Source organism: Ruegeria sp. HKCCA6707 (genome assembly GCF_013033515.1).
GTDB lineage: Bacteria > Pseudomonadota > Alphaproteobacteria > Rhodobacterales > Rhodobacteraceae > Ruegeria.
The window spans coordinates 232,199-259,143 of sequence record NZ_WQEG01000004.1; the positions used below are offsets into that span (position 1 = coordinate 232,199).

Below are 26,945 nucleotides of genomic sequence, written 5' to 3' on the forward strand. Positions count from 1 at the left end.
CAAAGTCGCTGTCTGAAAAGAGGATGAAATGAACGAACCGATGATCCAGTTGCTGGTCCTGGCCGGAATTGCCGTTTTCCTGATCCTACGCCTCAAAAGCGTATTGGGAACGCGAGAAGGTTTTGAGAAACCACCCGTTCAACAGCAGCCTGATGCAAATACTGCGCGCCGTGACTTTGAAGTGATCGAAGGCGGTCCGGACCATGACATTACGGATCACGTTGACGAGGACAGCGAACAGGCGCAGACCTTTGCCGCGATGAAGCGGATCGAGCCTTCGTTTTCTGTCAGCGAATTCGTTCAGGGCGCACGCGGCGCCTATGAGATGATCGTGATGGGGTTCGAAAAGGGCAATCTGGACGAAATCCAGCCTTTCCTGTCGGAAGAGGTGTTCGACACCTTCGTATCGGTTGTGGCGTCGCGCGAAGACCAGGGTCTGACTATCGAGGCTGAATTTATTGGGGTGCGCGAAACCTCGGTTGCTGATGTGACCTTCGACAAGGAAACCAATCAGGCCGAGATCACCATGCGTTTTGTGGGTGAGCTGACCTCGGTTGTGCGCGATCGCGGTGGTGACATCATCGAAGGCAACCCAAACACCGTGAAACGCCAAAAGGACAGCTGGACCTTCGCCCGCGTAATGGGCTCGGACGATCCAAACTGGCTGCTTGTTGCCACGGACGCATGATTGCCCGGCTCCGGTCGCTTGTTTTGATGGCTGCGATGACAGCCGCCAGCGCTGCCGGAGCAGAGGCGACGCGATCCATCCTGTCTTTTGATCAGCTAGAGGGCTGGGCCGAGGATGATCACGGCGCGGCCCTGTCGGTATTTCTGAACACATGCCGTGATCTGGATGACCCGGATTGGCAGGCGCTGTGCGGCGCGGCCCAAACCTATGGGCCCGAGGCGGCGCGGTCTTTCTTTGAGCTGTTTTTCCGCCCGGTTCTGGTCGAGGACGGAAACGATGGGTTGTTCACCGGGTATTTCGAGCCCGAGCTGGACGGATCGAAGGTCCCGACTGCGACCTATCGCTATCCATTATACAAAATGCCGCCCGAGGCGCGCGGTGTCGATAAATGGCTGAGCCGCCGCCAATTGCTGACCACTGATGTGATGCGTGGCCGTGGGTTGGAAATTGCCTGGGTCGATGACCCGGTCGAACTGTTCTTTTTGCAAATCCAGGGCTCGGGCCGGATCAAACTGCCAGATGGTGGCGCCTTGCGCGTGGGCTATGGCGGCGCGAATGGCCACCCCTACCGCTCGATCGGGGCCGAGTTGATCCGCCGCGGCGCGCTGGGCGCGCATGAGGTCAGCGCACAGATGATCCGGGCCTGGGTGCGCAAAAACCCCGAAGCCGGGGCCGAATTGCTGTTTCACAACCCGTCTTACGTGTTCTTTCGCGAGGTGAACCGGGTAGCGCCCGAGCTGGGGCCTTTGGGCGCCATGAACCGATCTGTGACAACGATGCGCAGTATCGCTGCTGATCCGGCCTATACGCCCTTGGGTGCGCCGGTCTGGGTCGAAAAGGACGGTAAAGATCCGATCCGGCGATTGATGATCGCGCAGGATACCGGGTCTGCCATCAAAGGGGCGCAACGTGCCGATATCTTTTTTGGTACCGGCGACGAAGCAGGTAAAGCCGCCGGGCGTTTGAAAGACCCCGGGCGCATGGTGGTTCTGCTGCCGATCCAGCGGGCCTATGCCCTGTTACCGGATGAATTCTGATGACCCGGCGCAAGCTCACCGAAGACGAGATCGAGCTGTGGCGCAAGGTTGCCAAACAGGCCGACCGCCTGCATCCCGAACTGCCGCAATCGGTACATCCCACCCCTTTACCCAAGCCGAAACCGACCAAAGCCCCCAAAAGCCGGATCGAGGCTTTTGAGCTTGGCCAAAAGGCACCCGCCAAACCCACCAAGCCTGTGTTGAAACCATCGATTACCGAAACCCTGCGCAATGGTCCGGTGCTCATGGACACAAAGGCGTTTGGTCGCATGAAGCGTGGTAAGCTGAAGCCCGAAGGCAAGCTCGACCTGCATGGGTTGCGCATGGACACGGCCCATCCGGTGCTGGTTCGGTTCGTCCTTTCCGCGCAAGCACAAGGCAAACGGCTGGTTCTGGTGGTCACCGGGAAGGGCAAAGATCGGGACGAGCCGGGCCCGATTCCAACCCCGCGCGGCGTGTTGCGCAATCAGGTTCCGCAATGGCTGTCGCTGCCGCCACTGGCGCAGGCAGTGCTTCAAGTGACACCGGCTCATATCAGCCACGGCGGTGACGGGGCTTATTATGTGTATCTGCGCCGTAGCCGCTAAAGCGCGGGCGCTGCTTTTCGCACACCGACCCAGACAGACAGGCAGGACAGCACGAAATAGCCGCCGATCCAGATGAACTGCGTTTCAAGTGGGATACCGATGTCGATCAGAACTCCGGTCAGGCCCGGCCCGATGGCCGAGCCCAGAACCATCAGCGCTGTCGCCAAAGCTTTGATCGCGCCGATGTGTTTGGTGCCGTAGAACTCGGCCCAGAACGCTGCGGGCAACGTGCTGTTGGCCCCAACGGTGAGCGACAGAATGACAAGGCCCACCAAGGCCCCAGTGATGGATCCGACGCTGCCCAAAAGAACAAAGCCCAGCGCCATGGGCAGCTGAAACCCGGGCATCATCCGCGCCGTGCCCCATCTGTCCAACGCCCAGCCCGACGCAAACATGGCCAGCATCGAAACGCCGGTATAGGCCGGAAACAGGGATACCAGTTGAAGATGGGTCCAGCCTTTGACTTCCGCCAAATACACCTGGTGGAAGAAAAACGCTGTGACAAAGGCCGACGGCCCTAGCAAAGCAGGCGCCATCAGCCAGAACAACGGATGCGTCAAAGCTTGTTTGCGCGTCCAATGGCGGCCTTCCATCCCGGTCGAGGAATACGCTTCGGCCAGGCTCTGTGGCGTTCTTTCGTGTTGCAACAGGGTGTAGAGCAACGGGATGCCCAAAACGGTTGCGCCAGCCGCGATGACCCAAAGCACACGCCAGTCCAGCACCGTCATGGCGGCGACGAAACTGACCGGCAGGATGATCTCTCCGGCGGCAAAGCCAAGCGTGGCGATCGACAAGGCCCGGCCGCGCGTTGCGGTGAACCACCGCGCCATTGCGACCATGGCGATATGGGTGCTCATCCCCTGCCCGAACAGACGTAATAGAAAGATCACCAAAGGCAGAAGCAACACCCATTGGTTCAGCGCCATCGCCAACGCAGCCAGCACCAGACCAATCAGAACCCATGGCCCCAGAACGCGGACGCGAAAGATATCGGTCAAAGCCCCTGCCCAGATCATCACCAGCGCCGAGGCCATCGTGCCCAGCGAATAGATGCCGCCCCAGGCCCCGTGGCTTAAGCCAAAGGTTGCGCGTATTTCACCTGCGAAAATCGAGATGAAAAAGGTCTGCCCAAAACACGATAGAAATGTCAGCAGGACTCCGGCGCCCAGCCAAGTGCGGTTTTGGACAACGTATTGACGGAAGTCGAACGCACTCAAGGAGAGGTGACCTGGGTTGCGCCGGATTCGGTAAGCACGATTTCCGTTGCGCCCGAGGGATTTGTCAGACTTGGTGGCGCGAGCACGTCAATCGCAGGCCGGTCAGGCCCGAAAGTCGAGCTGACGCGTCGCGCCGAGCTGAGCAGTGTCAGCAAAGCCGGAGACGTGGCCGCAACAAAATGGGACGATTCCGCATCGTTGCTGAAGGCCGTCGTATCTATGATCTTGATCGGGAACTCAGCCAGCGTTTCCGCATCGGTGATATTCCCCAGCCGCTGGCCGTCAGACGTGCCGCGCAGACGCGCCGACAGGCCCAGAACCTTGTCTTTCTTAGAGACCATGACAACAAACGGGTCCGGCAGGGACTTGATACTCTGCATCTGCGACCGGAACAGATCGACGTCCAGATCGGGGGAAATCAAAACGACACCTTCTATGTTGCGTTTCGACCAGCCCGGTTCGCGCAGCTCTGCCTGACGCATCATCTCCATCGTCAGAGCTCCGCCCATGGAATGCGCCATGACGATAACACGTTTCACACCCATGGCCTTGAGGCTGCGAATGGTGTTTTCCAGCCCATCGCGCGCAAACAACATGCTGTCCAGATCATAGGCGTAACCGGTGCCTCGGGCCTGACTGGGCCAGGAATAGATAAATGTGGTTCCGGGCACGCCTACATCATGAGTCAGCTGAGCAGCGCGAAACGCGGTCTCTGTTTGTGTTGCGTTATAGCCGTGAACAAACAGCACCACATCATCGACACCTTTCAAACGAGAGCGAAGGCCCTCAGGCCCCGAGAACTCGGTCACATCGGCGAGAACAAACTCTTTCTTCGGGTTAGGGTCGGCATACGAGAAGTCCAGCGTTCCAGCCGTATGGTTTGGCGGTATCGAAATCGTCATCTCGAGATAGCGAAGCGCCTCGGCGCGCCGGAACCCGTAAGAGCCATCCGGTTCGCGCGCACGCGTTGTTGAGGCGAACACCGTGGCAGGAGTGCCGAACCTGAGAGCTTCGGGTAAAGTCTCAGTAACCGAACGGTCAACGCAGGCGGTCAGTGTTGCATAGGTCAATAGTGCGAGCAAAGAACGGAACACAGGTCACCCCAAAAGCAAACTTGCGCTCACGCTATCGGATTCAGATGCGACGTCCAGTCGATGTCGACCTTTGGCCGGCAAAAACCAGCTTGATATTATTACAGAACGTAACGGCTGAGATCGGTTGATTTGGTCAATTCGCCCAGATTGTCGTCAACAAACTGCGCGCTCACAGTAACCTCTGCCCCGGCCTGATCGGGGGCCGTGAAGGACAGTTCTTCAAAAACACGCTCCATTACCGTGTAAAGCCGCCGCGCACCGATGTTCTCAACGCTCTGATTCACATCCGCAGCGATGCGCGCCAATGCGGCGATGCCGTCATCGGTAAAGCTGACGGTGACCTGCTCGGTCCCCATCAGAGCGGTGTATTGGCGGGTCAGAGCGTTATCGGTCTCGGTCAGGATCCGCACGAAATCCTCTTCGGTCAGCGCCCGCAATTCCACGCGGATCGGCAAACGGCCTTGCAGTTCCGGCAACAGATCCGACGGTTTTGCGATGTGGAACGCGCCCGAGGCAATAAACAGGATATGGTCGGTCTTGACCGGGCCATGTTTCGTCGAAACCGTGGTGCCTTCGATCAAGGGCAGCAGATCCCGCTGCACGCCTTCGCGGCTGACATCGCCACCCCGCGCATCTGAACGGGCGCAGACTTTGTCAATCTCATCCAGGAAGACAATACCGTTCTGCTCGACCGATTCCAGAGCCACGCGATTAACCGTCTCGTCATCCAGCAGCTTGTCGGCCTCTTCCCCGATCAGCGCATCATAGCTTTCAGCGACGGTCATCCGCTTTTTCACAGTACGACCCCCAAAGGCTTTGCCAAAAATGTCGCCCAGATTCATCATGCCCATCTGCCCCCCGGGCTGGCCTGGAATATCGAACATGGGCATCGGGTTTGAGGTATCCGAAAGCTCCAGCTCGATCTCGGTATCGTCCAGCTCTCCGGCTTTTAGCTTTTTGCGGAACATCTCGCGCGTGCCTTCGCGGGCATCTTCACCGGCAATGGCAGCGATCACACGATCTTCGGCAGCCTGATGCGCCCGTGTTTTGACGTCCTCGCGCATGTATTCGCGGGTTTGTAGAATCGCCGCGTCGGCAAGATCGCGGACAATCTGTTCCACATCACGTCCGACATAGCCGACTTCGGTGAACTTGGTCGCTTCGACCTTGATGAATGGTGCACGCGCCAATTTGGCCAGACGGCGGCTGATCTCGGTCTTGCCAACGCCGGTGGGGCCGATCATCAGGATATTCTTGGGATAAACTTCGTCGCGGATGTCATCAGCCAGCTGCTTGCGCCGCCAACGGTTGCGCAGCGCCACGGCCACGGCGCGCTTGGCGTCTTTCTGTCCGATGATAAAGCGGTCCAGTTCCGAGACGATCTCGCGCGGGGTCAGGTCGGTCATACTAATCTATCCGTTTGTTTCGCAGCGGAACCTAATCATCGCCCCGGAAAACACAAGCCGGTCACTGAATGAGAGCAGTTTTTCACCAAAGCTGCAGAGCTTCGAGCGACCAAACTTTGTTGACCGAAACCGCATTCGCAAAGACAACAGCAGGCGCAGACGCCTGAATTTAAGCAATGGGTCAATCCGATAGAACCACCGACACAGTGTTAGCCACCTTTGTGTTCGTCTGTTAGACTTTGCACAAGGTATTGGAACCGGGGGCGAATTTATGACGAAAATTGCCAAGATCACATTGTTGTTCGTGGTTTTTGTCGATCTGATTGGGCAAGGGCTGGTCTTTCCGATCATCAACTCGCTGATCATGGAAACCAAATCAGGGTTCTTGCCTGAAAACACTCCTCAGGGCCAACGCCATTTCTATTACGGCCTGGTGATCGGCTGCTTTTTCCTGTCGTGGTTTCTGGGCGTTGTCTATGTCTCCAAAGTCTCGGATTCCATCGGGCGCAAAAACGCATTGCTCGTCTGTCTGGGCGGTGCCCTTGCCGGATACGCCATCACCATTCTCGCGCTGTTCATGAACAGCCTGCTGCTGCTGATCATCGGGCGGTCGATCACTGGATTTACCGCTGGCAACCAGCCTATTGCCCAAGCCGCTATGATCGACGGCAGCACGGATGCAGCGGACCGGGATCGCAACATGGGCTATATCGTGACCGGTGTCAGCTTTGGCCTGGTCGGCGGCCCGATTATCGGAGCGGTTTTGTCCGATGCCGCCCTGTTCGGCAGTTTTGCGACCTTGAAAACCCCGTTCTATGGCGCCTTTGTGCTGGTATTGATCGCAATCTTCCTGGTGATGACATTCTTCAAGGACACGCGGACCCAGCGCGAACCTTTTGTCTTCCGTCCGCGCGATATCACCGACAGCCTGATCGCCGTGCGGGGCCATCCCATGGTTCTGAAAATCCTGCCGGTCTATTCGTTCTTCATGATCGCAAATGTCACCTTCTATGTCTTTGTGGACAACTTCCTGACCAGCGCCTTTGGATATGGCGTGATCGGAGGCAGCATGGCGATGGTGGTGATCGGGTTTGCGCTGGCGTTCTCGAGCACGTTCCTCGTCAAACCCGCGCAAGAGCGGTTCAGCAAACACGCAATCATTCATACCGCACTGATCGTGATGATCGTGTGCGGTCTGGCCTTCGCGTTCAGCCCTAGTGGCTTGATCAGCTATGTGCCGGTCTTTTTCTTCTATTTCCTGTTCGGTGTCGCCTATCCAACGATGCTGGGCCTGTTCTCCTCGAGCGTCAGCGAGGCAGATCAGGGCTGGGTCATGGGCGTGACCACTGCCGTCTTCTGTCTGGCAGGTGGCGTCATGTCATTGATCGGTGGCGGGTTGATGAGCATCGATATCCGCGTGCCCTATTACATCGTGGTGCTCGCCGCGATCTTTGGCCTGATCGGGATGCACCGCCGCTGGAAAGGGAAAGAGATCAAGGCGCTGTTAGCCTGATATCGTCTCAACCGTCAGATTGCCGTTGGTGTAAACGCAGATATCTGCGGCAATCGCCATGGCCTCACGTGCCACCTGTTCGGCTGACTTGTCGCTATCCATCATCGCGCGGGCCGCAGCGAGGGCAAAGTTACCACCCGAACCGATGGCCGCTACATTGTGCTCTGGCTCAAGAACATCCCCTGCCCCGGTAATCACCAGCAGGTCTGAGCCGTCCGTGACGATCAGCATCGCCTCAAGCTTTTGCAGGTACTTGTCGGTGCGCCAGTCCTTGGCCAGCTCGACCGAGGCGCGGGCAAGTTGGCCGGGTGTCGCCTCAAGCTTGGCCTCCAGACGTTCCAGCAGGGTGAACGCATCAGCTGTCGACCCGGCAAACCCAGCAACCACTTCAAACCCGCCCGGCGACAGGCGGCGGACCTTGCGCGCCGTGCCCTTGATCACGGTCTGACCCAGGCTGACCTGCCCGTCACCGGCGATGACCACTTGGCCGTCTTTTTTGACACCGATGATCGTGGTGCCGTGCCAACCGGGAAAGTCGTTCTCTGCCATAAAAGCCTCCGTACTGTCTGCGCCCCTATATGGGCCGGGTAAGTGTTTGGTGCAACTGTTCTTAAATCGCCCAAAAGATATGCACTCAGTGCAATACGGGCCTGTTGGAGTAGCAATTGTAAGACTCGGCACGGGGTCCTACATGAGGCTCACAACCGACACAGGGTCGGCTGTTTCAACAAAATAGGAACGCGCAAATGGCCACTATCGCAAAAACCCATGCGCCGCTCGGAGCAGTCAACAACCTGCACGGAGCTGGCTTTTTCACCCAAGTTCTGACCAACATCCTGCGTTGGAATGATGAACGCAACACACGCAAAGCGCTGTCGGCTTTGACCGACGCTCAGCTGGACGACATCGGCTTGTCCCGTGAGGACGTCGCCAAGTTCTGAGCTTTTTCAGACAGACGATAGAGATCAGCCGCTCCTATGGGCGGCTTTTTCTTTTTCAGCTTTGTTTGTATTTCCCGACCAGGCTGGGCACAAACGCCTCGATCGCGGCCGTGGCAATCACATGTTTGGCTCCTGTAGCCTCATCCGCGACATCCAAGCCACCTAACACGGCGGTCACTTCGGCCCTGCCCCGCGGCAAATCGGCGGCCACTTGCGCACAATCGACCAGGTCCGGGTTTTGAACACCGATGGTCACGCAAACGCGCATCTCGGAATGGTCGATGCCCAGTTTCGAAAACAATGTGATCGAGGAATGGTGCAAAGCATCCTGAACCGCGCGCCGCGCCGCTTTGGTATAGTCTTGCCCATACAGATCATTGCCTGTGCCCATTTCCAGAATGATGCGCTGTTCACTCATGCCGCAGGCTCCATGTCGAAGGAAACGATCAGGGCTGCATTTGCGATGACCGTATGTCCATCGCGCCCGGGTTTTTCGATGTCCAGACCGCCTTTGGTGACGGTGATATTGGGCTGGCCATAGGGGAAGATGGCGGTCAACGCACCTGTGTCCACCTGATCGGGCTGCTGCACGCCAATTTCGGCGTCGATGATCATCGCCTCTTTGGGAAAGCCAAACAGTTCAGCCATATTGACCGAGTTGTGCCACAGCGCGTCTTTGATCGCCCGCACTGCTGCTTCGGTATAGTCCATGCGCCGCAACGACGTGCCCATCCCAAATTCCACGAGAACCCGCGTTTTTGCCATTGGTTGCTTTTTCTCCGCACTAAAAAAGGCGCCCCGATATGAGGCGCCTTTTGGATCAACTGTTACTGCCAGTTCAGATGGATTCTTCGATCCAGCTTTGCAGCGCAGCTTTCGGCGCAGCGCCCGCGCGGTTCGACACCACCTGACCGTCTTTGAAGATGAACAGAGCGGGAATGCCGCGCACGCCCATTGCAGCGGCAGAGTTCGGGTTGCTGTCCACGTCGACCTTGGCGATTTTCACCTTGTCGCCATACTCGGCTGCCAGCTCTTCCAGAGCGGGGCCGATCTGTTTACAGGGTCCGCACCATTCGGCCCAGAAATCGACGACCACAGGTACGGTCGCGTTTTTAACCTCGGCGTCAAAGGTGTCATCGGTTACGGCTACGGTCGACATCTCATGTCTCCTGAATGGGATTGGCTTGGGGACAGAACGTAGGTGCGTGGTTTTCCAAGGTCAAGGCATCACCGACCGGGTCAGTGCATCGCTCACAGTCTCGTGTGGCAACCACATAAGCTGCGCGGTTCGAGTCCATAGGATTGCGGTTCGGATTGTGTGATTGGGATAGATCTGCGACAGCGCCGCGGCATAGGCCCCCATTTGCCGCAATAGACCTTCAGGGCAGGAATCATGGCGATCCGGGACCGTGGCGTTTGATTTGAAGTCGATCACCTGAACCTCTGACCCGGTTACGATCAGGCGGTCGATGATCCCGTGGATGCGGCGACCGTTGATTTCAGCCGTCACCGGGACTTCGGCCAATGCATTCCCGGCAAAGACAGGTTTCGGATCAGGCGCGGTCAACACGTTTGAAACCTCGGACAACAGCTCTTGCCGCTCGGTCTGCGGCAGGTCCGGCAAAAGCTGCTCGCAGATCTGAGGCCAATCGGCCTGCTCTGCTGTGGGCAAGTGCTCAAGCAACAGATGCACCCTCGTTCCGCGCAGTTTGGCCGCGTCTTCATCTTGGCCAGCATCTCCGGGCAAAGCTTTTGCACCACCCAGGTCCGAGGGGCTGAGTGTTTCTAGCGGTGCGATGGCTTTGACCGCAGGGCGCAGGAATAGATCGGGCAACGTTTCGGGTGTTTCCGTAGTCGTTTCCACGGTCTTCAGCGGGGGACCATCCCAATCTCCATGCGACAAGCGCTGGATGTCCAATCCGGGAACTTGCGTTGCGCCGGCGCGCGCCATTGCTGCCTCTACTTGCTGATACCAGCTTGTGCCATCTTTCCCGACATCGCCAGCTGCGGCCACAATTAGCCACTTTTCGGCCCGTGTTAGAGCCACATAGAGCAATCGCAGGCGTTCGTTTTCCTCGCGCGCCCGTGCCCCAGCCCGTGCCGCAGCGATCCGCGTCGGCGATTGGTCTGCAGGAACTTTCCAAAACGGCACATCGCCCGAAACCATGATCTCGGCATCGCGCGGCGCTTGTCGTTTTCCGGTATCCGGCAGGATCACAATCGGGGCCTCAAGACCCTTAGAGCCATGTACGGTCATCACCCGGATCATGTTCCCGACACCGCTCATCTGGCGTTTGATCTCAAGATCATCGGTCTGCATCCAGACCAGAAAACCGGTCAGGCTGGGAATATCCGTGCGTTCATAGGCCAAAGCCTGCGACAGCAGCGCGTTGATCCCGTCTTCGGCCTCGGCCCCCAACCGCCCCAACAATTTGCGCCGCCCGTCATGGCGGGTGAGGATGCGTTCAATCAGGTCGTAGGGGCGCAAAAAGTCGATTTGACCGCGCAGATCGTTCAACACAGCCATGGTTTCGGGATATTCCTCCCCTCGCCGCCGCAGCGCGGCCCAAAGGAAGGTTTCCTCTCGTCGATGGGCCAGATCGAACAATTGCTGTTCGGTCCAGCCAAACAACGGGGATTTCAGCACCGTGGCCAGCGACAGGCTGTCCTCGGGCGTGGCCAGGAAATTCAGCAGCGCGGCCAGATCCTTGACTGCCAGTTCTGCACCCACTTTCAGGCGGTCGGCCCCGGCAATCGGCAAACCGATGGTTTTGCAGGCCCGAATGATCTCGGCAAACAGGTCCGACCTGCGCTGCACAAGGATCAAGAAATCCCCCGGCTGCACCGCGCGCCGTACGAATGTGCCGGGGGCGTCGCCATCATCGGGGATCGTTTCTTTCTGGTCGATCATCGTTTTGATCGAGCACGCGACCTTATCCGCCAAAAGAACCGTATGGTGGCGCGCACTTGGACGGTCGACGGGATCTGTCCAGTCGCTATCCTCTTGGTCTTCGACCTTATCGATAACGGGCCACAGGTCAACGCGACCCGGCAAATCGGCCTTGAACGCCCGATGCAATGCGTCCTTGTGAAACCCCGCCTCGGTTTGGTTTTCAAACAGGATATCGACCAGAGATAGGATCGCGCTGGAAGACCGGAAAGAGTATTCCAGCGTTGAATCCCACAATTTAGAGCCTGATTCAGCCAGTTTCCGCCCGAATTCCTGCTGCATCCGGTCAAAGGCCTGCGGATCGGCGCCCTGGAAGGAATAGATCGATTGCTTTTTGTCCCCGACCACAAAAATCGTGCGCTCAACGCCAGACCGGGCCCCTTCCCCGCTGGTGAATTCTTGCGCCAGTTTCTCGATCACGTCCCATTGGTCGGGGCTGGTGTCTTGCGCCTCGTCCACCAGAATATGGTCGATGCCACCGTCCAGACGGTACAGAACCCATTCCGCGACCGCCGGATCGTTCAGCACCTGTCGCGCGCGCAGGATCAGATCGTCGAAGTCCAGCCAGCCGCGCAGCTGCTTGCGCCGCTCGTATTCCGGCAGGAACGCCGCTGCAAAGCGGCGCAGAACATAGGTCTTGCGCGCAGCCTTCAGTGCCAGCCGCTGTTCCCGCGCCGCTTCGACGCGGCGCATCAAGTTTTCCAGTTGTGGCATCTGGCCCGAAAGCACGCCTTCGCGCAGCGCTTTTGTCGGAAAACTGCCGATTTTTGCAGTAAAAGGCTCTTTTGCTGCCTTACCGGTCAGAAATACGCTTTCCAGCAGGGGCAATTGATCCAGCCGTGCCTGCGTGAACCCTTTCAGCTTGTCTGCGGCCTTGGCGTTGTTGCCACCGCTGTCCAGCAGCGGCGGGATAAGCGACTGGATTAACTCCACTTCACCGCCCAGAAAGACCTGATCCAGCAACGCCTGATCGTCGAACCCGTTGGGTAGATCGAACAGCGCCAGAATGGCGGGCCAATCCAGCTCATGGGCGAACAGGTTGCGTTTCTGGGTCATCGCAGCGGTCAGCCCGTCAAACCCGGTATCGGTGACAAACCGTGCGACATCTCCGATCAGGGCTGCGTGGTGGCCTTCGGCAAAATCCTCGATGATCTCTTCGCGCAACAACGCGGCCGCGCGGTCCTCCATCTCGGAAAACTGCGGGCTGACACCGGCCTCAAGCGGGAAACGCCGCAGCAGCGCGGCGCAGAAAGAGTGGATGGTTTGGATTTTCAGCCCACCCGGCGTCTCAATCGCGCGCGCAAACAGGGTTCTTGCCTGTGCAAGTCGCTGGGGATCGATCGCACCGGTCACACCCAGTTCGGTCAGTTGCGACGACAACGCCTTGTTTTCCAGCATCGCCCACTTGCCCAGGCGTTTGAACAGACGGTTCTGCATCTCGCTGGCCGCGGCTTTGGTGTAGGTCAGGCACAGAATGTGCTGCGGCTGCACCCCGTCCAACAACAGGCGCGCCACGCGGTCGGTCAGCACGCGGGTCTTGCCCGAGCCCGCATTGGCCGCCAACCAGGTCGAGGCGTCGGGTCGCGCCGCCTGAACCTGCCGTTCGGTGGCGTCGTTGCGGGTGCTCATGTCAAATCCTCGGGATAAGTGTCCGAGGTTCGATCCCATTCACCGAACCGCGCAAGATGGTCATAGTCGCCAAAATCGCTGTCCTTATGCAGCATGCGGCGGGATGAAAAGCCTTGATCAGGCTCTAAATAGGAGGAAATGAGTTCTTTTAGCTCAGCCAAAACCTTATCGCAAGGTTCTTTGTCCAAAGGTGCCGGAACCTCTTTGTAGGTCCCGCCCATGCCGATAAAGACGGCTTGAGCCACGGCTATTGGATCGAACCCATCCAAACCGCCTTGCTCGGCCACGGCGGCCTCAATCAACAGCTGTTTGTCAAATTTCGACTGTTGGCTTTCGGTCGGTGGTGCGCCGGTTTTGTAGTCGATGATCCGCATCGCGCCACGGCTGTTGATGTCGATCCGGTCGGCGCGCCCAACCAGCGTGAAGTCCAAAGGATTGAGCTTCAGATTCATCCGTGCCTCAAACGCGACCGGGCCGCCATCGCTCCGTCGGGCGGTTTCGGCGCGCAGGAAATCCTCGGCTATCCGTTCAAGACGAGCCAGCCACAATTTCCGCGCCGTGGGCCAGGCGACATGCGTATCCAACAGGTCTGAGGCACGTTTCAAGAAGTTCTCACGGCTCAGCAGCGCCGCATCAAAAACGCTGTCTTTAACGAAATGTTCCAGAATCTCATGAATGACGATGCCGCGCAGCAGGGCATCGGGTGCCTGCACCAAAGGATCCAAGGGACGCAGCCGCAGCACATGTTTGGCGTAGATCGCGTAAGGGTCGCGGATCAGGCGTTTGATTTCCGTCACGCTCAGCTGTCTGGGGCGGGCTGCGACCGGGGGGCGGGGTGAGGGACGCGGTGCCGCAGCAATCTCTGGCGCCTCTTCCAATGCTTCGGACCACTGCAGCCATGTCCGCCCGCGCCCGCGCATATCTTCCAGCGCCTTGTCGCCGTTTTGCGCGGGCAACCCGCTGAGCAGGTTTGTCAGGCGGTTCAACCAGCGCGAGGGAACAGTTTCGGCGTCGTCTGACCGCGCGGCGCGCGTCAGCCAAACCTCGGGCGCGCCGATGGCTTGCTGGAAATCATGGGCCGAGAGGCCAATCCGGCGTTCGGGCAGCAACAGCCCGGCCATATCGCGCATCTGCCGGTTCAACCATGGGTCGGGCGCTGGGGCTTCTGGCCAGCTGCCCTCGTTCAACCCGCCCAGAATCAGCAGGTCAGCGCCGTGGACACGCGCTTCGAGCGTGCCCCAGATCATGATATGCGGATGTGGGGCGTCGCGGTCGCGAACTTCTTCTGCCGCCAGCAAAGCACCCAGAAGGTCGGCAAAGTCATGGGCAGTCATCGCGCCACCATGCTGCGCCTCATCTGACAAGCTGGTCAGAACCTTAAGCGCCTTTTGACCTGCGTTCTTGTCCCACAATGTACCGGTTTCTGCTGAAGGCCCGTCCGAGATCGCCTCGGCCAAAATGCGCAGGCGCGTGACCCATTCTGCCAGCAGGAGCGTGCCCGAGATATGCTGGTCGCAAAACTGATCCGCCACCCATTGCGCCCAGTCGCCCGCCTGTTCCTGCCGCGCGGCAAAGGCCAGCAGGCTTTCGCGATCCGGGAAGGGCGGACCGTTGCTGCGCAAGTCCAGTTCGAGGTCGCGGGTGTGCAACAGATGCGCTCCGCGTGCGTCACCGTCATGACAGAGCGGGTGTTTGAGCAAGGTCAACAGCGCCTCGGCATCCAGACGGCGGGCAAACAAGCCCGCCACATGGCGCAGAAACCGACCCGGGGGCGACAGCTGCAAGGGCAGGCCCGCGCTGTCATCGGGCAGGATATCCCACCGGTCCAACGCGGCGCTGACCTGACGGGTCAACATTCGGTCTGGCGTGATCAGCGCAGCGGTTTGACCATCTTCGGCGGCTTGACGCAGGCGCAGGGCAATGGCCAGGGCCTCGGCGCGCGGCGATTGTGCCTCGACCAGGGTCATGGCAGATGTTGCGGTGTCCAGATCTTGCAGCTTTGGCCCTTCGGACATCCAGGCATCGGTGATCGGTGCAGGGCGAAGCGCCAATGAAACCAAACGGTTGCGCGCAACAGATGGGGGCGCATCCTCGGTCCAGCGCGCGATCTGATCTGAGGTCAGATCCAGCGCCTGCATGATCTTGCGGAACCGGTATTGCGGGTGATCTTCGCCAGTCAGCGCCTCATCCAATTGATCCCAGACCGCTGCGGGCTGCTCGAAATCGAAGCCCGGCAGGATCAAAGCGCCTTGCGGCAGTTGCGCCACGGCCTGCATCAACATCAAGGTTGTGCCCCGAGACCCGGTTGACCCGGCCAGGATCACCGGGTGCTGTGGGGGAGCCTTGTGCCACCGTTCAATCAAGCTCTCGACAACCCGACGTTGCCGCGCTTGCGCATCCAGAGCGTTGTTATCGGTGGTCAAGAAATGATCCGCGATCCCGATAAAGGCCTGCGCGCGTGCCCAATGGCCCGACATGTCACTGACATCCAACTGCCGGATGGCATCCGCAGACACGCCTTCGCCCTGCATCTCATCAATCAGCGCGGCCAGGCTGTCTGACAGATCAAAGAGTGAGGACCGCGCGGCCAGATCGGGTTGCTGATCAAGCAGTTTCGAGATCAGTTGGGTCAGCTCCAACCGGCGGCGCAGCGCTGGAATGGCCGGGGGCAATTGCGCAAGATCGACGCTTTCCCCCAGATCGGTGACCAGCGACAGGCGCGGCAGCAGCGCCGGTGGCCCCTGATCAAACAGCTCGCGCACGCGTCGCGCCATACGTCTTGTGTTTAAGATCACCTGCGCCCGGGCCAAATCTTCTGGCGGCAGCTTGGCCGTGCGTGCAAGCAGCCCTTCGACCAATGCGCGCGGGAAATCGACGCCCGGAGGCACCGCAAACACGCGCGCTTTGTCGGATGGGCTAAACATCTGCGATCAGGCTTTCGGCCAGAGCGATCCCTTCGGGGCGACCCACATCGCACCACCGACCGGGATAATTGACCGCGCGCAACCGGTCGCGTTGCTGCATCCGGTCCCATAGGCGGTTCAAGGAAAAGGCGGGCTCGTCAAACTCCTCAAGCCCATCGGTCTTTAGGATTTGAGCACCGCCATAGACAACACCCGGCCCGCGGGTAATCCGACCGTCAGAATCCAGGGTGAAATCGCCGGTGCCGCCATGGCCAAGGGTTTGCGCGATGGGAATGCACATCAGCAGCGCGTCCATTTGATCAGGATCCCACGCATCCCTCAGCAGGTTTAGCGGGTTTGGTCCGGCCCAGATCGCATCGGTGTTGAGCGTGTACACAGGATCGCAATCCAGAAAGGGCAGGGCGGCCCGCAGTCCACCACCGGTTTCCAGGATCATGGGCTCTTCCCGCGACAGCAAAACCCCCTTTGGTTCCAGATGGGCGGCAAGCTGATCCGCTTTGTAATGCAGGTTCGCGACTGTGCGGATCGGCTGAACCCCATCGACCAAGTTCAGGGCGTGATCAATGAGCGGACGCCCTGCAACCGGGATCAGCGGTTTGGGCCGATCCGCTGTCAAAGCACCCATCCGGGTGCCGAATCCAGCGGCAAAGAGCATGATGGCTTCGGGATCGGCGCTCATAGTGGTTTCAGTTTGGCCAGGTTTTGCGCAGTGGGGTGCGGCAGGGCCTCGCGCAAGATGTCGGCGACTGGGATCAGTGTGGGATGTTCCAGATTGCGCATCAAATGCGACCAGGTAATCGGGATCAGATCCACATAATGCGGCTTTCCATATTCGGTCGCCAGACGGGCAAAAACGCCCAAAATCCGCAGGTTGCGCTGTACGCCCAGAACCGCATAGGCGGTGCGGAAATCATGGCCGTCCATGCCTGATGCCGAGATATAGCGGTCGATCATGCGCATCTCGATCGCGGTTGAGACGGTTCGGCGGACATCCTGCAACAGAGACATCAGATCATAGGCGGGATGGCCCAGCATCGCGTTCTGGAAATCCAGTAACCCCACCCGCGCCACGCCGTCGCGCTCGGGCAGCCAGATGAGGTTCTCGGCATGGTAGTCGCGCTGTACTACGACCCGTTTTCCGCCGGTTTCGCGGTGCAAGATGTCGGCAAAGCGATGTTCAAACCGTGCCTTGGCGTCAGCTTCAAAACCGCCCGAAATGCCTTGCGCATATTTGGTAAAGCTCAACGCCGCTAATTCTGTCATTAAGGCAGGGTCGTAGCTGTCCAGGGACATGACCGACTGTTTGTGCAGATGCACCAACACATCTGTTGCGGCCTCATAAAGGGGCGCTTCCAATGCCAGGTCTTTCTCAAGCACGCGGGCAAACAGATCATCGCCCAGGTCTTCAAGCAGAAGGAAACCGTATTGGCTGTCTTCCGCATAGATTTCGGGCGCGCTGAGTCCCACCGATCGGAGGTATTCATCCACCTTCACAAATGGGATCACATCCTCGCCCTTTTCGGGTGGCGCGTCCATAAGTACGGCAGTTTTGCCAGTGTTAGGGTCTGTCAGTCGCTCATAGCGGCGGTTCGAGGCGTCTCCGGCAAGGGGTTTGCGTTTTGCATTGGCCCATGGGGTTTGTGCGATCAGCGCTTCGGCCAGAATGGTTCGGTTGGTCATGGGATGAACTCGAGTTTGCGGGCCCATTTCGGGTCGGTCCATTTTAGGTTCAGATGCCGGATATCTTCGGCCTTTGTATCTGACCGAAAGCTGAGCGTCAGCGCCGAATTCGGGGTTGAATCACCCAGTTTCTCGGGCCATTCGATCAGGCAGATTGATGTTTCAAACGCGTCGATCAGGCCAAGCTCTTCAGTTTCTTCGGGTGAACTGAGGCGATAGAGGTCCGAGTGCCAAACCTCACCCAAAGGCGTGTCATAGACCTGCACCAGCGTAAAGGTTGGGGATGGCACATCTTCGGGGGTAACCATCAACGATTGGATCAACGCGCGGGCAAAATGAGTTTTGCCGCTGCCAATGGGGCCTTCCAGCAGCAGGGTGTCACCGGGTTTCAGAAACTGACCGATCTGAAGCGCCAGATCGCTCGTGTCTTCGGGTGAATTCAGCAGGATGGTCTTGGGCGCGGTCATGGCGCCACAATGAACCTGTGCCAGACCGGCTGCAACCCGGTTCAGGCGCTGATTTTTTCAAGATCACCCTGTCGGATCCGCGCATTGGTGCGCGCAAAACAAATGATCGTGGCCCCGTTCTGCATCGGACTGATGGTGCAGTTGACCTCTTCGCCTGTCCGCATTTGGAAATTGGCATTCCACTCGGCCCGGTTTTCGCGCGTTTCTATGAACTCGCGGATTTCGCCCAAGATGGGGGTTGCGGCACATTTATCTTGCCAACTGCGCGTGACATCCAGGATTGTAGTCACCTCGAACCCCGTTTCGTCCAATTCGCCCCAAAGCTGGTGATAGGCATAGTTGGTGAAGGCCAGCGTTCCATCATCAGCAAATACCGCGACCCCATCGGCAAGCTTGTCCAGAATGGATTGCATCAGGTCCATTTCGGACCGGAACCTCCGGGTCAGAGTAATCTCGGCGGTGATGTCTTCGAACAGAAAGGCCACCGCCCCATCAGGATGGGGCCGACCGCTGACCGAGTAGACCGAGCCCGAGGGCAGTGTCCAGGTTTCCTGGTAGTTGCCGTCCTGCGCGGCCTCAAGCAGGTCATTCATCTGCCGCCGCCAACTGCGATAATTCTTTGGCTCTGGCATCATGTGCTGATCGCGCAGACGGTCGAAAAAGCTGGATAAGCTGGGGCGGCAGCTCAGGAAATCCGGGGCAGGGTGGTAAGATCGATCAGGGCCGGATTGAACAGAGCCAACTGTCGGTTGCGATCAAAGATCGCCAACCCGATGGACAGCTGGGCAAATGTCTTGGTCATTGTCTGAACGAATTTCCGCTGCGTCGTCTCGGCCTCGACAATGGCGTTTATGTCGACCGCATAAAACAGATGACCCTGTTCATGCGCCACGCTGGTCAGATCGAGCCAAAGCTTTGCGTTATGATCGGGAGTTTCAACGCTAACCCGCGTTTTTCGCCCTGGCTTGAGGTCGACCCCTTCTTGGGCAAACAGCGGTTTGGTCAGATCCGTGTCTTGCCCGTTGATCTTTCGCGCAAGGCGAACATAAGCGGCATTGCACCAGCTGACCTGTGCCTGGTGGTCCAGCAACCAGACCGGATAGGGAGCCATATCCATAGCCAACCGGATCGGGTCATTCACATCGCGGCGCACAGGCCCCGGTGCACCGGGCAGATCGCGCAGCCGCACACGAATAACCCCATCAATCCATTCGCAAAAAACCTCGCGGTCGATGGTGCAGTCAATGGTGGACACGACCAGGTTTCCGCGGCTGCGCACGATTTCAGGAACTTCGGGGAAAGCTGGAAAATCACGCCGCAGCAAGCGTCGAAGATCGTCCCAATTACTGACAGTTTCATACCCGGCAAGCGCAATATCAGAGTGGCCGATCAATCGGCTGCCTTCAAACAGAAACACGGGGTCGAACAGGGAATCCGAGGAAACCAGGCCAAAATCGTTGAACTTTGCCGGGCGACGGGGCCTGAGCCACTGCAACGCAAAACAGACGGCAAGGACACTGATAGCAGCCAGAAGGATCCAGTTGGCCATAACATTTCCATCTCAAATTCTTGCCGGCACTGTGCGCGCGAAATGGTTAACGACAGCTTAATTCAGATCTGGAACCGTTGGTTCTCACCGGAGGGAATCGGCGAGTCTCCCTGCTGTGCATCGATCAGCCGACGCGGCCATACGACTTTGACAATCGCACCCCTCCGGTCCTTCTTGTCAGTCAAATTCTGATAGGGATCCGCACCATTTGCGAATTTCAACTCGGCCCCGCTGCGCTCAAGCAAGGTCTTGGCGATAAACAGCCCCAGCCCCATGCCCTCGTATTCCGGTCGCTCCTTGCGGTCCGAGTCCGAGCGGCGCCTGCGCACAAAAGGATCGCCAATTCGGCCCATCATATGCGACGGATATCCCCGCCCGTCATCCATGATGTTCACCGAGATCCAGTTCGGGGTCCATTCCGCCTCAACCCACACGGTTGTGCTGGCAAAATCCACGGCGTTCTGGATCAGGTTGCGCAGCCCATGGATGATCTCGGGCTTTCGCAGGATCGACGGTTGCTGCACATCTCCGTTCTGGCCGGGCCCTTCGTCAAACTCGATCTGTTTACCACGATTCAGATGCGGTTCGGCGGCCTCGTGAATCACGGTCGACAGCGGTGCCTGCCTCAGGTGCAGATCGTCCTTACCGGCGCGCCCCATATCGCGCAGAATGTCACGGCACCGATCGGCTTGTTCACGGATCAGGGCGGCGTCTTCCTTTAAGTCGGGTTTGTCATCCAATTCTTCGATCAATTCGGAACTGGCCAGTTTGATCGTTGCCAATGGTGTTCCCAGCTCATGGGCAGCTGCTGCAACCACACCGCCCAGATCGGTCAGCTTCTGTTCGCGGGCAAGGGCCATATGAGTGGCGGACAGCGCCTCGGACATGGATTGAACTTCGGTGCTGACGCGGTGCGAATAAGCACCCAGAAACACAATCGCGATGACAATTGCAGACCAGTTTCCAAACAACAGGATCTCTGGCATCTCAAGCACCAACCCCAGCTCGGTCCGCAAGGGCAGGTGAAACTGTGCCAGTAGCGTGCTGAGCACCACCGCCACCGCGCCCACAATCAGGGTCGAGCGTGTGCTCATGACGCTGGCCGAGATGGTCACCGGACCAACAAGCAACAGAGCAAACGGGTTGTTCAAACCACCGGTCAGATACAACAAAAAGGACAGCTGCAGCAGATCGAACAAGACCATCAGGAAGTTTTCGAACTCTGAAAGCCGCTTGTTCTCGGGAAACAGCATGATCGCGGTCAGATTGCCCAGCACCGACACGCCGACCGCAAAGTAGCACAGGCCCAGCTCCAGCTTTACGTGATAGGTTTGCTGCGCCACGGTGATGGCAGTGATCTGGCCAATGATCGCGACCCAGCGCAGCAAGATCAGCGTGCGCAGCCGGATCCAGCTGCTGCGTTCCTGTCCGCGCCAGAGGCTGGTATTGGAATTTGCCATGCGTCGATTATGTCCTGTTGCAGCGGCTGGGTAACTTGATAGGTGTCTCAGCCGAAACGATCAACAACCCCTTGACCCTGGTACCGCTCATGATCCGCCTCTACGCCATTCTCGCAACCGTTGTTCTGGCCATTGGCATCGGCGCAATGTGGCTGCTGACCAGTGGCACAGGGTCCGACGACAAATTCGCGCAATGCCGCACCAGCCAGATCGCCGGGGGTACCGCAGCCATTGGTGGCCCGTTCGAGCTGTTGAATGCCAAGGGCGAGACTGTCACCGACACCGATGTGATCACCGAGCCAACCCTTGTCTATTTCGGTTACACGTTCTGCCCCGATGTCTGCCCCTTCGACATGTCGCGCAACGTGGATGCGGCTGCTCTGCTGAATGAGCGCGGCCAGTCGGTGACACCTTTGTTCATCTCAATTGATCCTGACCGGGACACGCCCGAAGTGGTGGGCGACTATGCGTTCAATCTGGGTGGCAAGACTGTGGCGTTGACAGGGACACCAGAACAGGTTGATGCAGCCAGCAAGGCCTATAAGACTTACTACAAAGCACATGACAAAAGCGATGAGTACTATCTGGTCGATCATTCAACCTTCACCTACCTGGTGACACCACAAGAAGGCTTTGTCGAATTCTTTGACCGCAACGCCTCGGCCGAGCAGATGGCGGATCAGGTCGCATGTTTCATCGACAAGCTGTAACGCGGTTTGACCTTTGTCATGGCGCTGCTATTACTTTTAGCTAAGCCAAAGGCGTGAAATAGCGGAAAGAATACACATGGCGGACAGCGCGCAACTTGAAATCGGCCCCGACAAATCCCTGCTTTTGGTTGATGATGATGAGCCGTTTCTGCGGCGTCTGGCCAAGGCGATGGAAAAACGCGGATTCGAGGTAGAAACCGCATCCTCGGTCGCGGCAGGCCGTGCGATTTCCACAGCCCGCCCACCGGCCTATGCGGTTGTGGATTTGAGGCTTGAGGATGGCAACGGGCTGGATGTGGTCGAAGTGCTGCGCGAAAAACGCCCTGACAGCCGGGTTGTCGTTCTGACCGGTTATGGTGCGATTGCCACCGCGGTGGCGGCCGTCAAGATCGGCGCGACCGACTACCTGTCAAAACCCGCCGACGCCACCGACATCACCAACGCGCTTCTGGCCAAGGGCGACGAACTGCCCCCACCCCCCGAAAACCCCATGAGCGCCGACCGCGTGCGCTGGGAACACATTCAGCGCGTATATGAGCTGTGCGATCGCAACGTATCCGAGACGGCACGTCGCCTGAATATGCACCGTCGGACGTTACAGAGAATTCTGGCGAAGCGCAGCCCGCGGTGATGGTTGGCGAACTGGGTTTAATCTGAAGCAGAGGATAATCTATGGGTCTGCTTTGCGGATAGATCAGCCTTTAAGTTATTCAGGCCCCCTGTTTCACGCGCATTCAAGATGGTCAACCAAACGTCTGCCGCAAATGCTGTATCCTAGTAGACAATACCTATCGCGGATCTTGGAGAGCTTTTCAGATTCAAGCCATGGGCGTGAACTGCCTATCATATAAGATCGCCTAGGGACTTTCAGCTCGACGAAATTCATTTCGCGTCTACCGGAAGAACAACCAAGGCTTGGAGTTAACGTTTCATGGAGCACAACTTGGAAAGACGCCTTGCTGCGATTGTGGCGATAGACATGGTCGGTTTTTCCCGTCTTGTGGGTTTAGATGAAGAAGGAACAATTGCGCGGCAACAACGCCTAAATTCCGAAATATTCGAACCAATTATTGCTGGAAATAGTGGTCGCGTTTTTAAGAGTAGCGGGGACGGTCTATTTGTCGAATTTCCCTCGGCGGTTAACGCCGCACGTGCTTGTGTAGCGATTCAACAATCAGTATCGGAAGCCGAGAAGTCTATAGATCTCTCTAAGCGCATTGCTTATCGGATAGGCTTGCATGTTGGTGACGTAATCGTCGACGGCGACGATTTGTATGGTGACGGAGTCAATATCGCTGCTCGGCTCGAAGCTTTGGCGGAACCTTCAACGATTGTTACTTCAGCAGACGCACATCGCCAGTTTGATGGTAGGTTTAAAGCAGATTTTGTATCAGCAGGATCCCGCACCCTAAAAAACATATCAGAACCTGTTCACATCCTCCAATGGCCACCTGACGCCGTGATTGCTGCGACGACGGTTTCCAAGCCGACTATAGCAGTGCTCCCTTTTGAAAACCGATCCTCTAATCCTGAAAACGAATTCATTGCCGATGGCATGGCGGAAGACATCATTACCGACTTAAGCCGTATGCCTTGGTTCAATATGATTTCGCGAAATTCCACACTGGCTCATAAGGACAACGGACTGGATTTGACGGCAGCGATCAGAGAATTGGGTATAGTCTATGTGCTGAAAGGCTCTGTTCGAAAGTCTGGAGACCGAATTCGGGTCACTACTCAATTAGTTGACTTGGCGACTGAAACACAGGTTTGGGCAAACCGTTACGACCGAGTATTCACTGACATCTTTGATATTCAGGACGAAATATCGAACGCGATAGTGTCAGCGGTCGGGCCAGGATTTTTGAGTGCCGAAGCTAGGCGCGCCCGGGCTAAAGATCCGACGCAGTTGGACGCTTGGGAATGTGTAATGAGAGGGCGACCTCTCGTCATGCGTTTGGGGCAGTCGGAAACAGCAGAAGCTCGACGCTATTTTGAACGGGCTGTCGAACTTTCTGGTGGCGCATTTGGTAACGCTGACCTGGCTCTAGCGCATTTTCTACAAGCATTTTACAGTTGGGCGGAACCCGGCGAGAATTCAGCCGCGGCTATGGTCGCAGCGGCAGATGCAGCAGTTCGAGCCGACAATCAAGATCCAATTATTTTGGCAATCAAAGGATGGTCTTTGATGTTCGTCGGCCGCTGGGACGAGGCAGTTGACCTCTTTGATCGCGCCATTACACTAGCGCCCTCGTTTTCGACAGTATTGGGCTTTTGTGGAAGCGGATACTGCATAAGCGGCGCATCCCAAAAAGGTTTGGATCTGGTTAAACGAGCAGAGACTTTAAGTCCTCAGGACGTTTTTACACCGCTTTGGCTGATGGGCGTCTACTTTGCCCATTTTTGCTTAGAGGACTACGAAAGTGCCGAGAAGACGGTGCGTCGTGCACTGGCATTGGCACCCGAAAACCCAACCTACAGAAGGCAGTTGGTGGCGACGCTCCATCTTTCGGGCCGCATTGAGGAGAGAGACAAGGCGTTAGACGCCTACCTGGCAGTTGCGCCGGACGTCAGAGCAAGTGATGCAAGACGAATCCCCGGTCGAGACCGCGAACAGGTAGAGCGCTTTGTTCAAGTCTTGATTGCCGCAGGCGTTCCCGACTGAATTCTTCTGGAGGAATTTGCTAGTTGACCAATGTCCACCTTGGGCTGCCGATTCAACTGATCGCCGCAACACACTCTTGGAACTTCTCTGCGGGTGAGAAGTAATTCAAGGTCTTTCTGGGTCTTTCGTTGAGTTCGCGGGCGACGGTATCGAGATGCTCTTGGGTGTGCACGGAGAGGTCCGTGCCTTTCGGGAAGTACTGGCGTAGGAGACGGTTGGTGTTCTCGTTGGTGCCGCGTTGCCACGGGCTGTGGGGATCGCAGAAGTAGATGTCGAGATCGGTCGCCAAGGTCAGGCTCTTGTGATCGGCCAGTTCCTTGCCTCGGTCCCATGTCAGCGTCTGGCGAAGTTCTCTGGGCAAATGCTGGACCTGTGCGGTAAGTGCAGCCACGACAGTCTGCGTTTCTTTCCCGCCTACCTTGGCAAGCATGACATAGCGGGTGCGCCGTTCCACCAACGTCGCGATGAAGCTGTTCTTTGAACCCGCTATGAGATCGCCTTCCCAGTGGCCAGGGATGGCGCGGTCCTCGACGGCGGCCGGACGTTCCCGGATCGAGATTGCATCCTTGATTTGACCAAGCCCATCGCGCTTCAGGCTCGCATGACGGGATCGACGGATGGCTCGTGTTGCGCGCAGATGGGCCAGCAGCTCTTTCTTCAACACACCGCGGGCCTGGATAAACAAGCTTCTATAGATCGTCTCGTGGGACACGCGCGCGCCTTCGTCGTTGGGATGCTCGCGCTTCAACCAACCTGCAATTTGCTGAGGTGACCACTTGCGCACGAGTTTCTCTGCTATTGTCTGACAGAGCTGCGGCTGCCCCGCCAGCTTGCAAGGCTTTGGCCGCTTGGCCCGATCCCAGGCCGCCAGGTCTGCGCTGGCCGCGCGATAGACGCGTCGACCGCCATTGCGACGCACCTCCCGGCTGATTGTTGAAGGCGCTCGACGAAGCTGACGCGCAATGGAACGAAACGACAGCTTGGCTTTCAGGCCCCGAGAGATCTCTTCGCGTTCCGCCAGCGTCATTGCCAATCGCGAGCGCCGCCGCTCAGGTGGGCGGATACCACCTGTCCGTGCCAGTAGCGGATAGATTGACGATGAGTTCCGATCGAACCACCGACCGATCGAGCTCATCGACTCTCCGCGTTGCCAGCGATCCCAGATTTCCGCCTTTTGTTGGTCCGTAAAATAAATCCGACGTCGATAAGCCATTCCAACACTCCATCTTTGCTCTCAAAGTGAAGTGTTGCGGCGATCCATTGAGACCGCCGGACAAAGCGGACTTTCAAACTTGGCCGCAAGAAAGCCTCTGCGTGAAACCGGCTAACGCGCTCAAGTTTGTAATTAGAACCTGACCCTAAACGCCAGGCCAATCAATGGGGCAGTCTCATAGCTTTGACGACTAATTTCTGCCCCGTTCGCATCATCCAGCGTCAGGCGGCCGTCAAATTCAGCGCCTGCAAATACGCTCAATGAAACCCCAGGATTCGGGTTGTACCCAACCGAGAGAACGACAGGGATGCTCTTGTCTTCGCCCACCCCATCCGGGGCAAGGCCATCTCCATTCAACCTGAACCGAATTCTCTCGGATCGCGCACTTAGTGAAATGTCCAAGGCCTCACTTAACTTGTAGCTTAGCGTTAACCCCGGCCCCTGCGTCGCTCCGACTCCAGAACCTGTGTTCAAGTTCCAGCGATCATTTATGTCCCAGTCGATCAGCAATGCAGGAAAAAAATCTGCACCGTCCTCGTCAAACTGAGAAAACGCACCAAAGGCCGGACCTATCGTCAGACTCTCGTTCAGTTGCCAAGCAATACCTGCAAAAACTCCGTAAGTTCTGCCGTCAGATGAGGAAGCCCCGCTTTGATAGTCCCACCTGAGCTGTGGTGACACAAAGATTGTTGCTGTGTCGCTCGCACGAAATCGCATGGGAACACTAACGCGAAAGTCACGGATGTTTTCCCATGGCTGATTGTTCAATTGACTAAAGCTATATTCCAGCTTCCCAAAGCTGGTTGAAAGTCCAATGGAGCTTCCTCCTTCAAGATTGTAAAGCGCGGTGGCGCGTAGAAATGTCCGGCTTGCCGAGAACTCACCACCGTTGCTCAAATCCGCGTCCCCTTGAAACGCAGCAATCCCATCAACCTGATACGCCCAGCCTAGGCGGGGCTGTGCAGCTAACGGAAATGCTGCAAACCCAAGGGAGATAGTTCCAAAGCAGCACGTTAGAACTAGGCTTTTCATCTTACATTTCTCACGTGACGTTGGTTTCCTATTGGGTTGCCATTCATGGACGAGCGGTTCAAGTCCTTTAAAGTCTGCCCAAAGTACAACGCAGCCGCCCGGTTCAAGCGGTGGCTATGTAGGCGTAAGGTTGGCCAGGTGTTAATTGGCCGCAACAGTGTTAGGCATCAGATCGTACAATGC

25 protein-coding genes are annotated in these 26,945 nt (G+C 57.6%); 8 read left to right on the forward strand and 17 right to left on the reverse strand.

The features are described from left to right. Window positions 1-28: 28 nt before the first annotated feature. From GOW40_RS12010 to GOW40_RS12020, 3 genes are read left to right on the forward strand one after another with little or no spacing between them, the layout of a single operon-like run. Window positions 29-688, forward strand: a complete 660-nt coding sequence (locus GOW40_RS12010; RefSeq protein WP_171097384.1) for a Tim44/TimA family putative adaptor protein — start codon at window positions 29-31, stop codon at window positions 686-688. Then, window positions 685-1,725, forward strand: coding sequence for a murein transglycosylase A (locus tag GOW40_RS12015; RefSeq protein ID WP_171132686.1), 1,041 nt, complete (start codon window positions 685-687; stop codon window positions 1,723-1,725). Before GOW40_RS12010 ends, GOW40_RS12015 begins: the two co-directional genes overlap by 4 nt. Continuing rightward, window positions 1,725-2,312, forward strand: coding sequence for a Smr/MutS family protein (locus tag GOW40_RS12020; RefSeq protein WP_171097381.1), 588 nt, complete (start codon window positions 1,725-1,727; stop codon window positions 2,310-2,312). The genes GOW40_RS12015 and GOW40_RS12020 overlap by 1 nt, the downstream gene beginning before the upstream one ends. Here GOW40_RS12020 and GOW40_RS12025 read toward each other — a convergent pair. The 3 genes from GOW40_RS12025 to hslU form a co-directional block, all read right to left on the reverse strand. Beyond that, window positions 2,309-3,529: an MFS transporter gene (locus GOW40_RS12025; protein WP_171132688.1), complete on the reverse strand. Its 1,221-nt coding sequence runs from the start codon at window positions 3,527-3,529 to the stop codon at window positions 2,309-2,311. The genes GOW40_RS12020 and GOW40_RS12025 overlap by 4 nt on opposite strands. Beyond that, window positions 3,526-4,623, reverse strand: a complete 1,098-nt coding sequence (locus GOW40_RS12030; protein WP_171230983.1) for an alpha/beta fold hydrolase — start codon at window positions 4,621-4,623, stop codon at window positions 3,526-3,528. The genes GOW40_RS12025 and GOW40_RS12030 overlap by 4 nt, the downstream gene beginning before the upstream one ends. 98 nt (window positions 4,624-4,721) lie before the next feature. Next, window positions 4,722-6,029 (reverse strand): ATP-dependent protease ATPase subunit HslU, encoded by a 1,308-nt coding sequence (gene hslU, locus GOW40_RS12035; protein ID WP_171132692.1) that lies wholly within the window; start codon window positions 6,027-6,029, stop codon window positions 4,722-4,724. A gap of 271 nt (window positions 6,030-6,300) precedes the next feature. Here hslU and GOW40_RS12040 point away from each other — a divergent pair, with 271 nt between their 5' ends. Beyond that, window positions 6,301-7,542, forward strand: a complete 1,242-nt coding sequence (locus GOW40_RS12040; protein ID WP_171097374.1) for an MFS transporter — start codon at window positions 6,301-6,303, stop codon at window positions 7,540-7,542. Here GOW40_RS12040 and hslV read toward each other — a convergent pair. Beyond that, on the reverse strand, window positions 7,534-8,091 hold the full coding sequence (gene hslV, locus GOW40_RS12045) for an ATP-dependent protease subunit HslV (protein ID WP_171097373.1): 558 nt from the start codon (window positions 8,089-8,091) through the stop codon (window positions 7,534-7,536). The genes GOW40_RS12040 and hslV overlap by 9 nt on opposite strands. 197 nt (window positions 8,092-8,288) lie before the next feature. Here hslV and GOW40_RS12050 point away from each other — a divergent pair, with 197 nt between their 5' ends. Continuing rightward, the gene (locus GOW40_RS12050; protein WP_171097370.1) at window positions 8,289-8,483 is read left to right on the forward strand and encodes a DUF1127 domain-containing protein; all 195 of its coding nucleotides are present in this window, start codon (window positions 8,289-8,291) and stop codon (window positions 8,481-8,483) included. Between the two features lie 55 nt (window positions 8,484-8,538). Here the strand turns inward: GOW40_RS12050 and GOW40_RS12055 are convergent, their stop codons facing one another. From GOW40_RS12055 to regB, 11 genes are all read right to left on the reverse strand, one after another. Beyond that, window positions 8,539-8,901 carry a Lin0512 family protein gene (locus tag GOW40_RS12055; RefSeq protein WP_171136647.1) on the reverse strand — a complete coding sequence of 121 codons (363 nt, stop codon included), beginning with the start codon at window positions 8,899-8,901 and terminating at the stop codon, window positions 8,539-8,541. Further along, on the reverse strand, window positions 8,898-9,248 hold the full coding sequence (locus tag GOW40_RS12060) for a Lin0512 family protein (protein ID WP_171132696.1): 351 nt from the start codon (window positions 9,246-9,248) through the stop codon (window positions 8,898-8,900). The genes GOW40_RS12055 and GOW40_RS12060 overlap by 4 nt, the downstream gene beginning before the upstream one ends. A gap of 73 nt (window positions 9,249-9,321) precedes the next feature. Further along, window positions 9,322-9,642 (reverse strand): thioredoxin, encoded by a 321-nt coding sequence (gene trxA, locus GOW40_RS12065; RefSeq protein ID WP_171097364.1) that lies wholly within the window; start codon window positions 9,640-9,642, stop codon window positions 9,322-9,324. 60 nt (window positions 9,643-9,702) lie between these two features. After that, a complete protein-coding gene (addA, locus tag GOW40_RS12070; protein WP_171230984.1) occupies window positions 9,703-13,062 on the reverse strand; it encodes a double-strand break repair helicase AddA in 3,360 nt (1,119 codons plus the stop codon). Next, window positions 13,059-15,986 (reverse strand): double-strand break repair protein AddB, encoded by a 2,928-nt coding sequence (gene addB, locus GOW40_RS12075; protein ID WP_171230985.1) that lies wholly within the window; start codon window positions 15,984-15,986, stop codon window positions 13,059-13,061. The genes addA and addB overlap by 4 nt, the downstream gene beginning before the upstream one ends. Next, on the reverse strand, window positions 15,979-16,665 hold the full coding sequence (locus GOW40_RS12080; protein WP_171132702.1) for a nucleotidyltransferase family protein: 687 nt from the start codon (window positions 16,663-16,665) through the stop codon (window positions 15,979-15,981). The genes addB and GOW40_RS12080 overlap by 8 nt, the downstream gene beginning before the upstream one ends. Further along, entirely contained in the window at window positions 16,662-17,666 is a 1,005-nt protein-coding gene (locus GOW40_RS12085; RefSeq protein WP_171132704.1) for an aminoglycoside phosphotransferase family protein, read from the reverse strand. The genes GOW40_RS12080 and GOW40_RS12085 overlap by 4 nt, the downstream gene beginning before the upstream one ends. Beyond that, window positions 17,663-18,133: a tRNA (adenosine(37)-N6)-threonylcarbamoyltransferase complex ATPase subunit type 1 TsaE gene (gene tsaE, locus GOW40_RS12090; RefSeq protein WP_171132713.1), complete on the reverse strand. Its 471-nt coding sequence runs from the start codon at window positions 18,131-18,133 to the stop codon at window positions 17,663-17,665. The genes GOW40_RS12085 and tsaE overlap by 4 nt, the downstream gene beginning before the upstream one ends. A 41-nt stretch (window positions 18,134-18,174) precedes the next feature. Next, window positions 18,175-18,726: a hypothetical protein gene (locus tag GOW40_RS22195; protein WP_254444417.1), complete on the reverse strand. Its 552-nt coding sequence runs from the start codon at window positions 18,724-18,726 to the stop codon at window positions 18,175-18,177. 92 nt (window positions 18,727-18,818) lie between these two features. Beyond that, window positions 18,819-19,682, reverse strand: a complete 864-nt coding sequence (locus GOW40_RS22200; protein WP_254444418.1) for a PAS domain-containing protein — start codon at window positions 19,680-19,682, stop codon at window positions 18,819-18,821. A gap of 62 nt (window positions 19,683-19,744) precedes the next feature. Next, window positions 19,745-21,142: a sensor histidine kinase RegB gene (gene regB / locus GOW40_RS12100; protein WP_171097351.1), complete on the reverse strand. Its 1,398-nt coding sequence runs from the start codon at window positions 21,140-21,142 to the stop codon at window positions 19,745-19,747. 89 nt (window positions 21,143-21,231) lie between these two features. Between regB and GOW40_RS12105 the strand changes: the two genes are divergently transcribed. The 3 genes from GOW40_RS12105 to GOW40_RS12115 all read left to right on the forward strand — a co-directional run bounded on the left by GOW40_RS12105 (window position 21,232) and on the right by GOW40_RS12115 (window position 24,517). Continuing rightward, complete coding sequence (locus GOW40_RS12105; protein ID WP_171132718.1) at window positions 21,232-21,852, forward strand: SCO family protein; 621 nt, start codon at window positions 21,232-21,234, stop codon at window positions 21,850-21,852. A 76-nt stretch (window positions 21,853-21,928) separates the two neighbouring features. After that, a complete protein-coding gene (locus GOW40_RS12110) occupies window positions 21,929-22,483 on the forward strand; it encodes an ActR/PrrA/RegA family redox response regulator transcription factor (protein WP_171097347.1) in 555 nt (184 codons plus the stop codon). 300 nt (window positions 22,484-22,783) lie between these two features. Next, window positions 22,784-24,517, forward strand: coding sequence for an adenylate/guanylate cyclase domain-containing protein (locus GOW40_RS12115; RefSeq protein ID WP_171230986.1), 1,734 nt, complete (start codon window positions 22,784-22,786; stop codon window positions 24,515-24,517). A gap of 52 nt (window positions 24,518-24,569) precedes the next feature. Here GOW40_RS12115 and GOW40_RS12120 read toward each other — a convergent pair whose 3' ends face one another. Both GOW40_RS12120 and GOW40_RS12125 read right to left on the reverse strand, forming a co-directional pair. After that, window positions 24,570-25,730, reverse strand: a complete 1,161-nt coding sequence (locus GOW40_RS12120; protein ID WP_171230987.1) for an IS30 family transposase — start codon at window positions 25,728-25,730, stop codon at window positions 24,570-24,572. Between the two features lie 132 nt (window positions 25,731-25,862). After that, on the reverse strand, window positions 25,863-26,627 hold the full coding sequence (locus GOW40_RS12125; protein WP_174840398.1) for a hypothetical protein: 765 nt from the start codon (window positions 26,625-26,627) through the stop codon (window positions 25,863-25,865). Window positions 26,628-26,945: the final 318 nt, after the last annotated feature.

Coding starts and splice junctions, on each gene's coding strand:
- GOW40_RS12010 (WP_171097384.1), top strand. CDS start 29: ATGAACGAACCGATGATCCAGTTGCTGGTCCTGGCCGGAATTGCCGTT.
- GOW40_RS12015 (WP_171132686.1), top strand. CDS start 685: ATGATTGCCCGGCTCCGGTCGCTTGTTTTGATGGCTGCGATGACAGCC.
- GOW40_RS12020 (WP_171097381.1), top strand. CDS start 1,725: ATGACCCGGCGCAAGCTCACCGAAGACGAGATCGAGCTGTGGCGCAAG.
- hslU (WP_171132692.1), bottom strand. CDS start 6,029: ATGACCGACCTGACCCCGCGCGAGATCGTCTCGGAACTGGACCGCTTT.
- GOW40_RS12040 (WP_171097374.1), top strand. CDS start 6,301: ATGACGAAAATTGCCAAGATCACATTGTTGTTCGTGGTTTTTGTCGAT.
- hslV (WP_171097373.1), bottom strand. CDS start 8,091: ATGGCAGAGAACGACTTTCCCGGTTGGCACGGCACCACGATCATCGGT.
- GOW40_RS12050 (WP_171097370.1), top strand. CDS start 8,289: ATGGCCACTATCGCAAAAACCCATGCGCCGCTCGGAGCAGTCAACAAC.
- GOW40_RS12055 (WP_171136647.1), bottom strand. CDS start 8,901: ATGAGTGAACAGCGCATCATTCTGGAAATGGGCACAGGCAATGATCTG.
- GOW40_RS12060 (WP_171132696.1), bottom strand. CDS start 9,248: ATGGCAAAAACGCGGGTTCTCGTGGAATTTGGGATGGGCACGTCGTTG.
- trxA (WP_171097364.1), bottom strand. CDS start 9,642: ATGTCGACCGTAGCCGTAACCGATGACACCTTTGACGCCGAGGTTAAA.
- addA (WP_171230984.1), bottom strand. CDS start 13,062: ATGAGCACCCGCAACGACGCCACCGAACGGCAGGTTCAGGCGGCGCGA.
- addB (WP_171230985.1), bottom strand. CDS start 15,986: ATGTTTAGCCCATCCGACAAAGCGCGCGTGTTTGCGGTGCCTCCGGGC.
- GOW40_RS12080 (WP_171132702.1), bottom strand. CDS start 16,665: ATGAGCGCCGATCCCGAAGCCATCATGCTCTTTGCCGCTGGATTCGGC.
- GOW40_RS12085 (WP_171132704.1), bottom strand. CDS start 17,666: ATGACCAACCGAACCATTCTGGCCGAAGCGCTGATCGCACAAACCCCA.
- tsaE (WP_171132713.1), bottom strand. CDS start 18,133: ATGACCGCGCCCAAGACCATCCTGCTGAATTCACCCGAAGACACGAGC.
- GOW40_RS22195 (WP_254444417.1), bottom strand. CDS start 18,726: ATGAATGACCTGCTTGAGGCCGCGCAGGACGGCAACTACCAGGAAACC.
- GOW40_RS22200 (WP_254444418.1), bottom strand. CDS start 19,682: ATGGCCAACTGGATCCTTCTGGCTGCTATCAGTGTCCTTGCCGTCTGT.
- regB (WP_171097351.1), bottom strand. CDS start 21,142: ATGGCAAATTCCAATACCAGCCTCTGGCGCGGACAGGAACGCAGCAGC.
- GOW40_RS12105 (WP_171132718.1), top strand. CDS start 21,232: ATGATCCGCCTCTACGCCATTCTCGCAACCGTTGTTCTGGCCATTGGC.
- GOW40_RS12110 (WP_171097347.1), top strand. CDS start 21,929: ATGGCGGACAGCGCGCAACTTGAAATCGGCCCCGACAAATCCCTGCTT.
- GOW40_RS12115 (WP_171230986.1), top strand. CDS start 22,784: ATGGAGCACAACTTGGAAAGACGCCTTGCTGCGATTGTGGCGATAGAC.
- GOW40_RS12120 (WP_171230987.1), bottom strand. CDS start 25,730: ATGGCTTATCGACGTCGGATTTATTTTACGGACCAACAAAAGGCGGAA.